The sequence below is a fragment of the Psychrobacter sp. genome, from assembly GCF_030457785.1.
Lineage (GTDB): Bacteria > Pseudomonadota > Gammaproteobacteria > Pseudomonadales > Moraxellaceae > Psychrobacter.
This window is the reverse complement of sequence record NZ_JAKDUI010000086.1, coordinates 1-10,006: the sequence shown is the minus strand read 5'-3', so window position 1 is coordinate 10,006 and position 10,006 is coordinate 1. Positions and strand designations below refer to the sequence as shown.

General features: G+C 43.1%; 6 protein-coding genes. 2 read left to right on the top strand and 4 right to left on the bottom strand.

All coding sequences use genetic code 11. The annotated features are described in order from the left end of the window. Window positions 1–518: 518 nt before the first annotated feature. Window positions 519–3,305: a phosphoenolpyruvate carboxylase gene (gene ppc / locus L0J61_RS05865; RefSeq protein WP_301465400.1), complete on the top strand. Its 2,787-nt coding sequence runs from the start codon at window positions 519–521 to the stop codon at window positions 3,303–3,305. A 193-nt stretch (window positions 3,306–3,498) separates the two neighbouring features. On the opposite strand, the gene L0J61_RS05860 is transcribed toward ppc, so the two are convergent. Next, window positions 3,499–4,362, bottom strand: a complete 864-nt coding sequence (locus L0J61_RS05860; protein WP_301465399.1) for a universal stress protein — start codon at window positions 4,360–4,362, stop codon at window positions 3,499–3,501. A 450-nt stretch (window positions 4,363–4,812) separates the two neighbouring features. On the opposite strand from L0J61_RS05860, the gene L0J61_RS05855 reads away from it, so the two are divergent. Continuing rightward, window positions 4,813–5,346 (top strand): DUF2058 domain-containing protein, encoded by a 534-nt coding sequence (locus L0J61_RS05855; protein WP_301465398.1) that lies wholly within the window; start codon window positions 4,813–4,815, stop codon window positions 5,344–5,346. Between the two features lie 109 nt (window positions 5,347–5,455). Here L0J61_RS05855 and L0J61_RS05850 read toward each other — a convergent pair whose 3' ends face one another. The 3 genes from L0J61_RS05850 to L0J61_RS05840 form a co-directional block, all read right to left on the bottom strand. Beyond that, the gene (locus tag L0J61_RS05850; RefSeq protein WP_301465397.1) at window positions 5,456–7,246 is read right to left on the bottom strand and encodes a potassium/proton antiporter; all 1,791 of its coding nucleotides are present in this window, start codon (window positions 7,244–7,246) and stop codon (window positions 5,456–5,458) included. A gap of 205 nt (window positions 7,247–7,451) precedes the next feature. Further along, window positions 7,452–7,787: a GlpM family protein gene (locus tag L0J61_RS05845; protein ID WP_301465396.1), complete on the bottom strand. Its 336-nt coding sequence runs from the start codon at window positions 7,785–7,787 to the stop codon at window positions 7,452–7,454. A 275-nt stretch (window positions 7,788–8,062) separates the two neighbouring features. Beyond that, window positions 8,063–9,733, bottom strand: coding sequence for an alpha-keto acid decarboxylase family protein (locus tag L0J61_RS05840; protein WP_301465395.1), 1,671 nt, complete (start codon window positions 9,731–9,733; stop codon window positions 8,063–8,065). Window positions 9,734–10,006: the final 273 nt, after the last annotated feature.

Sequence of the window (10,006 nt, the reverse complement as noted above, 5' to 3'; positions counted from 1 at the left end):
TAACAATTGGATTTGATAATTAATTTATAACACTTTTAGGTGGAATTGACTATAGTAACTTTTAAATGACTAGTGGCTTTTAAATGACTAGTAATAAGCCGTCATCGTACTTTTGAGAGTCAGCCATATTTTGTAATACTGGAGTGTCATGTTAAATTTTTTGAATTAAAAAAATACTTATTGACCTCTATGCAGTCAGTTTTTAGATAAAAACTGATGATGGCAGAATGTGTCGTTCTATGGCAAACTAGATATCGAAAGGACTTTCACTCATAAAGCTATTAAGAAAATTTTAATAACTCAATATCACTAACCGTTCACTATTGTGAGACCCAATGTCAGTTAAAATAAATCGAAACTGTATTTAACAGTACTTTTTATCAGCACGCTGCGTCAGCTATCAGACATTTATGTAGGGCATATCGAACTTTCAACGCTAAAACAAATAGTGACTGTTACTCAACAGAGCTGGAGGCAGCTTCAAGATTTTACCAACCCATTTAATGAGAGAGTTAAGGATGACAATAAACAACAATATACTACGTGAACGCATTAGCCTATTAGGTTCTTTTTTAGGTGATGCTATTTCTCGTCAAACTGGCGAAGAAACACTCAACACTATTGAAACCTTGCGCAAAGGTTTTATCCAGCAACGCCGTGAGCCTAATGAGACAAAGAAGAAAGAACTTATCGACTTCATCGGCTCTCTAGACAACCAAACACTGAAAAATGTCATACGTAGTTTTTCTATTTATTTTTTTCTGGCCAATCTAAGTGAAGAAAACTACTTAAGAGATCAGCGTTACGCGTTACGAATGCAGTCAAAAAATAGCTGGGAAGGATCCTTTCGCCGCACATTGCTTGAGTGTCGTGAACGAAATATAGAACCCACCCAAATGAAAGAGTTGATTGATCAGCTAAAATTCATGCCTGTCTTTACTGCACATCCCACAGAAGCCAGACGCCGTACGACGATGAATCTTTTGCAAAGCCTGTATGCCCACAGTGAGGCATTAAACAACCTTGATACAGACAGTTTTGCCTATGAACAAGCCAAAGAAAAAACGGCTCAGACCATCGATTTATTATGGTCCTCTGACGAGGTGCGTACACGCAAACCTTTGGTCTATGACGAGATCAATAACGGCCTACACTACTTCGATGCCAGCTTATTTGATGCCATTCCCAGGGTATATCGTAATATTAAAAATGCCATCGTTGATATCTATCCTGAGCTAACAGACTATCCATTACCTGCCTTCATGAGCTTTGGCTCTTGGATAGGGGGTGACAGAGATGGCAACCCATTTGTCACTCATGACACGACTGAAATGGCAGTATTAATGCATGCCAACGGGGTTTTGCGACACTACCAAACCTTAATCAAGAAACTGCGCCGTGAGCTCATTCACAGTGATACGATTATCGACATTGCCCCAGATGTCTATACTCGTATCAAAGAGTACGCCACGCTCGATAAAAAAGTATTCTATTACAACCCTGACGATTACAACAACGAGCCATACCGTAGGTTGTTGTCCATCATCCTCGCAAAAATCAAAGCGACGAACGTCCACATTCAGAGCCAAGGCACAGACCTTGAAGCCGCAAAAGATGCTTATACCAGTCCACAAGAGCTGTTGGATGATTTACGCATCATTCGAAAAAGCGTTGGCATCCATGACATCGCACATGGCGAAGGGCTATTACTCGATACGATACGTTTGGTCAAAACCTGTGGTTTTCACCTAGCTGCACTCGATATTCGTCAAGAGTCATCCTATCATAGTGATGTGATAGCAGATATTTTTGCCAACGCTACCAATTTACCAGACTATCAAGCACTGAATGAAAGTGACCGTCAAGAATGGCTGACACAACTTCTAGAAAAACCTGGTACACCGCTCATTTATACTGATAACTTAAAGGATAATACACGCGAGCAATTGGCGCTGATGAATTCTGTGGCGACATTGCGTAAGTTGGTTGGTGAAGATACCTTTGGCAGCTATGTCATTTCGATGACCAACAATGCCAGTCAGATATTAGAAGTACTCGTGCTTATGCGTTTTGCAGGGTTATGTACGGTTGATGATGAAGGAAAACTATCTGCCGACTTACCAGTCGCACCTTTATTTGAGACCATTGAAGATCTAAAAAACATCGATCATATACTTCCTGCTGTATTAGACAACCCCCTGTATCGAGGGCTGCTCCAGCATTCGGATAATACCCAAGAGATCATGCTTGGTTATTCGGACTCATCAAAAGACGGCGGTATCATCACCTCTGCATGGCAACTGTATAGCGCGCAACAAACCATCAATCGTATCGCGGAAAAATACGGCATCAAGACCCGATTGTTCCATGGTCGTGGTGGTTCTGTGAGTCGTGGTGGCGGCTCGACACATGACGCTATCGCCGCCCAGCCAGCTGGTACCCTACACGGTCAAATCAAAGTCACCGAACAAGGAGAAGTCTTGTACGCCAAGTACGCCAACACCGACACCGCTGTATTTGAGCTAACCATGGGTATTACTGGCACACTTAAGGCATGCTCTAGCAGGTTTGTGGTGCAACCGCCCGAGCTGCCAGATTATGAAGCACTGTTTGCACGTTTAGCAGATGCTGGTGAAGCGCGTTACCGTGAGCTCACCGACCATACCGAAGGGTTTTACAAATTCTACTCACAAGTCACCCCTGTGCAGGAAATATCTTTATTAAATATCGGCTCACGCCCCTCGCATCGCAAAAAAGGACTGCCTAGCAAAACAACCCTGCGAGCGATTCCTTGGGTATTTGGTTGGTCATTGGCTCGATTTACGTTACCCGCTTGGTATGGCGTTGGCAGTGCCCTGCATAGCGTCAAAGAAGACGAGCAGTTAATGAAAGAGATGAATAGCAACTGGCCATTTTTCAACGTATTTATGAGTAATATTGAAATGGCTTTCACCAAATCCGAGATGAATATCGCTCAAGCCTATAGTCAATTGTGTGACGATGAGCCGCTGCGCGAACAAATCATGGGTGCCGTCTCGGAAGAGCATCAGCTGACTTTTTCAGGTTTGAACTCTTTGCTCAATCAAGATACTTTGCTATCCAATCAGACAAATCTTGCTGCCTCACTAAAATGGCGCAGAGCGTATCTAGATCCCATTAACTACATACAAATCGAGCTACTAAAGAGAGCCAGACAGGACGACGGACAGAGCAACGAGAACGATAAATCGGACGAACTTCCAGTTGAAGATCCTTTAATACGCAGTATCAATGCCTTAGCAGCAGGACTACGTAACACTGGTTAATTACTAGCGCTCTAGCAATATAGATTTGTTAGAGCGATTCTCTACTGATTCATAAAATTTCTTTTATTTAGTCTGTTGCAACTCGGTTATATGGTTAAAGTTTTATACCTTATCACCGAGTTGCAACAGACTAATTTTACATGGCTAATTTTGTATGGCTAATTTTGTATGGTTGATAAAAAACTTTTAGTGCTTAACGTACCAAAATGACAGGTGACAGCGTACTGGCGATAATTTCTGTAGTGGTACTGCCCAGAAATAACTGCTGTAGCTTTGAATGACCGTAAGCACCTACCACCATCACATCGACGCCATGCTCTACCTGAAACTTCAACAACCCACCGACAGCATCAGAAGCCGTTAGGTGATGCGCTTCGACAGCAAACCCTGCGTCCTCTAATTGTGCCACGGCAGCGCTCAGGCTCTGCTTAGATGCCTCGTCGTGGTTTCCTATCATCACAATATGGCCGGTAAGCCCTTTTAATACTGGACTTCTACCAACCATCCATACTGCTTTGATGGCCGTTTTGCTACCATCAAAGGCGATCATATACGAGCTTGGCTCTTTAAATTTTTCTGAACATATCAGCACAGGAATATCTGACGCACGGGCGACCGTTTCGATCTGACTGCCAATATTTATTCGACTGTTTTTGTGGTCTTCCCCGCGTCGCCCCATGACAATGGCACGATTGACTGTCTTAAAGTGCTCAATCGCGGGTAATAGTTTGCCACGGCGTTGATAAGTATGAATGTCCAGTGCTTCGAACTTACTATGGATATGGTCTTGCGCATCTAACACCAAGGCATTGCTATAACTATTGACAACTTTGGCTCTTTGCTCGTCCATCTTTGTCAGTTCTTCTAACAAAAACTCGCGACTGTTGACACCTATCGCACCCGATAAATCACGTCTAATAGAGGCTGGAACATCACTGACATGTAGCAGTCCAACTGGTAAATTCAATTTATTGGCATACCATGCTGCATAGTCACAAACTGACTCAGTTACGGCTGAACCATCAATACAAGCGAGAATGTGCTGTGATTTACTCATCATATATCCTTATTCGTTTTAATTATTTTATCCTTCTTGGCTGTAAATAGATAACGGTCTGATAGCATCAACCATTTACTCAATAATAACCAATTTATGCTGTCTCATCTAGGGCGTGTCATCATTTAAATAGCGAGGCTTAAAATGAGATAAATTGACGCTTATCAAGGATAAAAATTGTAGGGAATATAAGCATATTTACAAGATTTCTGACGATGAGTAGCAAAATTTAGCCGTTTTGAGGTCACTGAATGATTGAATGTGTTAATTGATGGCACGCCTTAGTGACTTGTGTTGAATCCGAATGAGCAATAGATGTGGTAACAGAGGTGCTAATCGTGGATCGCGCACTGTGATGAGCGCTTGTTTGACGACATGCTCAAGCAAATTTTGCTACAATATGATTTTTGAATTTTATGGTTTCAATATCATTATTTAGGTGATTGGATTATGTCAAAAAATGCCCTTCAGGCTCAACTTTTAAAGGCTGGTTTGGTCGATAGCAAAAAAGCAAAGAAAATCAGCAAACAAGCCCAGCATGCCAAACGCACTGGCGATTCATCAAATGCAGAAGCCAAAAAAGCATTGGCAGAAGCTCAAGCCAAAAAACAAGAAAAAGACCAAAAGCTTAATCAAGAAAGACAGCAGGCACTAGAAGAGAAGTCCCTAAAAGCCAATATTATTCAAATGATTAAGCAGCATCAAATCACTGACACAGAAGGCGACGTAAGCTATCAGTTCGCTGATGACGCTAAAGTTAAAAATATTTCAATCACGCAAAAACTCTATGATCAAATAGTGGCAGGTCACGTGGTCATTGCACGTCTAGAAGACAGCTACTCTCTACTGCCACGCCCACTTGCAGATCGTATCGACTCAAAAATGACAGGGTTTATGGTGGTGTCTAATGACACATCAGCAGAAGAGTTAGCGGAAGATGATCCGTACGCAGCTTATGTAATCCCTGATGATCTCATGTGGTAATACTGCGACTTTTTGATAGGCTGCGAGCGAGCGACCAGTCGACCTCGTGGTCTTTTTCATGTGTTATTTTTCATGTGTTAGTGAAACAGCTATACAATAAAGCCAGCATTTACACCGACGATGCTGGCTTTTCATGCTTTAGACCAATGGCTCTTAACTTACCTTTGTCACCGACCTCTTTGATCACCAACGCCCACTCATTATTTATCTCAACCGTATCCCCTGATACTGGCGCCGTATCCAAGCGAGCAACGATAAACTCAGCAACCGTTTGCTCCCACATGCTTTTTGAGCTTTGTTTCGCTTTGTTTTTCGATTTAGTGGCTTTCGATTCCGCAGCCGTTATCTCTGCAAAAAACGGCAAGTCACCAAGCTTAACGCTGGGCGACAACAACCAATCTCCATAAAAGTCATCGATGGCTTTACGATCCAATGTCGTGTCATTGAATATTTTTGCAATTTTACTAGCATGGTCACCGCTGAGAGCATACCAAACACTATCGCCAAACCTGAGCTTGGTATCTTCGTCGAGGATCACGACTTTTTGCCCACGCACCAAGGCAAACACACTGATTTCATCAGGGCTAATACGTTTAGAGATGCCCATCGGATGACGACCGATAGCAAATGCGCCCGACTTAACCTCAAACTCATACAGCGTGATACTAGCACTATCAGACACCCAAACCTCATGTTCTTCTTTTGGGTCTTTATTGGTGGGGATACGTACCTTAAACATATTGGCCATGAAGGGAATGGTTGTTCCTTGTAGTATCAAGGACAAAACCACCACGCCAAAAGCAATATCAAACAATAAAAATGCGTTATCTATTTCTGCCATGACGGGCAAAATAGCAAGCGTAATTGGCACCGCACCACGTAAGCCAACCCACGATATAAATCCTATTTCCCTGTCTTTAAACTTGAAAGGTTTGACACTGCTATACACAGCAATAGGACGCGCGACCAAAATCATAAAGGCAGCAATTGCTACCGAATAATGCCAAACATGAATAACGTTTGACGGGGTAACCAAGAGTCCTAGCACGACGAAAAGTACCGCTTGAGACAACCAAGCAAAACTATCCATCACCCGCATCACATGCTCTGTCGAGCGCACCTTGTTATTGCCGATTAGCACACCTGTCAGGTACACCGCCAAAAACCCACTACCACCTATCAGGTTGGTCGCTGCAAAAACTGACAAGCCAGCAGACAGTATCAAAATCGCATACATACCTTCAGCCAAATGCACCTTGGGTAATAACTTAGTCAACAGATAACCGAACAGCACCCCCATTCCCAAGCCAAAACTCAGCTGCTGCAACAACAAACCTAAAAAGCCAATCACTGTTTGACCCGCTGGATCGACATTCAATGCGATCAAACCAGTCACTAACAAAATGGCCAATGGATCGTTGGCACCAGACTCTAGCTCCAGCGTGGCCTGAACACGGTCGTTAAGCTTGACACCACCATTACGCAGTAAAGAAAATACCGCTGCCGCATCAGTAGAACCGACGATAGCCGCCATCAACAGACCAATACGCCAATCAACATCGAGCAACCACGTAACGAAGACACCGAGCACCATCACGGTTGCAAATACACCCCAGGTAGCTAGCGTGACCGCCGGCTTCAGCCCGACGCGAAATGATTTAAACGAAGTTCGTAAACCACCATCCAACAAGATACAAGCTAGCGCTGCTTGTCCGACAAAATTCGCCAGACCGTACTGAGAAAACTCAATCCCTAAAACCCCTTGCTCACCCGCCAACATGCCGACCATCAAGAACAATAGCAATAACGGAACGCCCAAACGGGCTGATAACGTGCTGGCCATAATGCTGGCGAAAATTAACAATGCCCCTACGAGGTACAGGATATTTAAGGTATCCATTTATTTTAAGCCCTATTTTTATCAGTGATGATAAAGTAAATGGTTGCGATAATATTTATTTTAAGTATTTGTTATAACATGAATTTTAATTTGGACAAACTGAATAGCAGGATCAATCAACTATTTATCAACCGCTATCTGAGATTCCTACGAAGATATGACTGTTTGACGAGCACTTACTTCTGGCTGTTTTACTGAATACAGACTAAGGATGCATGTACTGCCATGCTACTACCAAGATAGCAGCCGCAACTGTCCAAGCGACAACACCAAGTAATAGTGCCTTATATAAACTGATATAACTGATGCTAAAAAACACCACCAGTGTATAAATAAGATGCGGAATCACACCCAACATACTAAAAATCAATGCGACTTTTAAATCAGCAGGGCTACGCTCCGTTCCAACAATAAAATGACTGATTAAAGTAAAGGTTGGAAACAAAGGCGCCAGAGCTGCCAGATAAAAAAATCGCGTCTGTGCAAATAACTGAATCACCAGTACCATCAAGGCGCCTATAAACATTTTTAGCCAAATCATGATGGCCTTACTCCTAATACATGTTACTTGCTTAATCTATCACAATAATGCCGATTCACAGCAAAATAACCAAGAATAAATACTATAAAGCATTAAAAAAGCCCTACTCAGCAACCATGCCAAATAGAGCCATGTATTATTAAATAATGCGATAATGCTGCTCACCGAACATCACTTAGAAAACTGTGCATAAAAGCTGATGCTTATGCTCCGCCACAATCGACGATTGATAGGCAGTCAGCTGTCAGTACTCAGTTGCAAATACTCTGCGCGCGCTAATGCCCTTTAGGTTTTAGCGCGGCGCTGATATCGGCCAACAACGGCGGAATATCATGCTTATCCGTCATAATTTCTAACATCACTAGCTTATCGGTAACGGCTGCCGCTTGTTTGAGTGCTGACTTTAGCTCACCTGTCGTAGTGGCTCTCAGTAATAGGCTATTGTCACCGGTCGCGCCAAAGGCTTGTGGCATCAATTGCCAATCACACTTTGGAATGTCGTTGTAGTGCTGATTTTCACCATGAATGGCACGCTCAACCGTATAACCATCGTTATTAATCAGCATAATCACTGGGTTTATGCCTTCTTTAATCATAACCGCGATTTCTTGAATGGTTAGTAAAGCTGAACCATCTCCAATCAGCACCACACTACGTTTTTGCGGCGACGCAATAGCAGCACCCAAGCTCGCCGGTAAGGTATAACCAATTGAGCCCCACATCGGTTGACCATAAGACGTCACCCCTTCAGGCAGACGCACATCACTGATCCCAAAATATGAAGTACCTTGTTCAGCAAACACCAAATTGTTTTGGTCTAAGCAATCAGCGATGATATACCAAAGATCTTCTTGGCGAATGGCTTCTTCATCCTGACCTTTTTGCTCATGTGGCTTCACTGGATGACAAAACGGCTTCGGTATAATATCAATGCCGGAAGTCATGACTTCATACAACGCCTGCAGAGAATCTTTTAGCGCAATCGGTGCAAAGGTAGTACCGCTGATAGACGCCCGTTCATAATGCAAGCTAATCACTGTTTCTGGATTAATATTTTGGCTGAACCCTGCCGTCGTCGTATCGGTATACTGCACCCCGACCTTAATCAAGCATTCACAGTTTTCTACCGCGTCTTTGACCACGGGACGTGAAGCCACTCCAGCATAAGTACCCGCCCAGCGCTCACTGTTTTCATCGAGCAGCGTTTTACCCCACGACAGTGTTGTATAGGGAATATCGGTATCCGCCACTAAAGTTTTGAGCTTCTCTTGCAGCCCCAAACGATGCACCATCAAATCCGCCATCAGTGTCGTGGTCTTGTTTGGCAAAAACTCTATGAGCGCCTTTTTGAAATCTGCCAACGCCGCTTGGCTAGTGATATCTTCTTGGCTGTCATCAAGTTTGGTGGTCGGTGGATAAATGGGCAGCTTTGCTACATCTGGTGACAACAGCAAGTAGCCAGGGCGATGTTTTTTCAAGATCAAGCGTATCACTCGGTCGATCTCTGATGCTGCGTTTTCTGGCGTAATCTGGGCTCGAGCGACCGTCACTGGCTCTACCATCTTGATAAAGTGGTTGAACACACCATCACCAAGCGTATGATGAATACGACGTTTGGACTCTTGCACTGCCATGCTAGGCGCACCAACAACATGCAGTACTGGCGCATATTCAGCAAATGAGCCAGCAGTCGCGTTGATCGCAGACAGCTCACCCACGCCAAAAGTCGTGACCATGGCCGCAAACCCACGCTCACGCGCATATCCATCGGCAGCATATCCCGCATTTAGCTCATTGGTGTTACCCACCCAGCGCAACTTATCAGATGCGACAATATTGTCTAAAAACGTCAAGTTAAAATCACCAGGCACACCAAATATATCCGTCACACCAGCTTCTGCAATGCGATCAAACAAATAGTCGGCGATGGTATATTTTTGACTCATTTTGTTATCCTTTTACTTTGTATTTAATCAGTTGTCGGTATCATTTTCATTGGACATACGACTAAGATCTCAATAAATGATATATCCTATTTTTTATATAAAGAAAATATTTTGGAATGCATATTATAATAAACCGTTATAACACACATCAACGACCAAATAACATGTACGTCGTATTAACTTTTATTTTTTTATAATAATTGTTGACACTCTAAAAAAAATGCGTATAATACGCCTTCATCATCTGATGATAGTTAATCAAACGGTGAATCA

Coding starts and splice junctions, on each gene's coding strand:
- ppc (WP_301465400.1), top strand. CDS start 519: ATGACAATAAACAACAATATACTACGTGAACGCATTAGCCTATTAGGT.
- L0J61_RS05860 (WP_301465399.1), bottom strand. CDS start 4,362: ATGAGTAAATCACAGCACATTCTCGCTTGTATTGATGGTTCAGCCGTA.
- L0J61_RS05855 (WP_301465398.1), top strand. CDS start 4,813: ATGTCAAAAAATGCCCTTCAGGCTCAACTTTTAAAGGCTGGTTTGGTC.
- L0J61_RS05850 (WP_301465397.1), bottom strand. CDS start 7,246: ATGGATACCTTAAATATCCTGTACCTCGTAGGGGCATTGTTAATTTTC.
- L0J61_RS05845 (WP_301465396.1), bottom strand. CDS start 7,787: ATGATTTGGCTAAAAATGTTTATAGGCGCCTTGATGGTACTGGTGATT.
- L0J61_RS05840 (WP_301465395.1), bottom strand. CDS start 9,733: ATGAGTCAAAAATATACCATCGCCGACTATTTGTTTGATCGCATTGCA.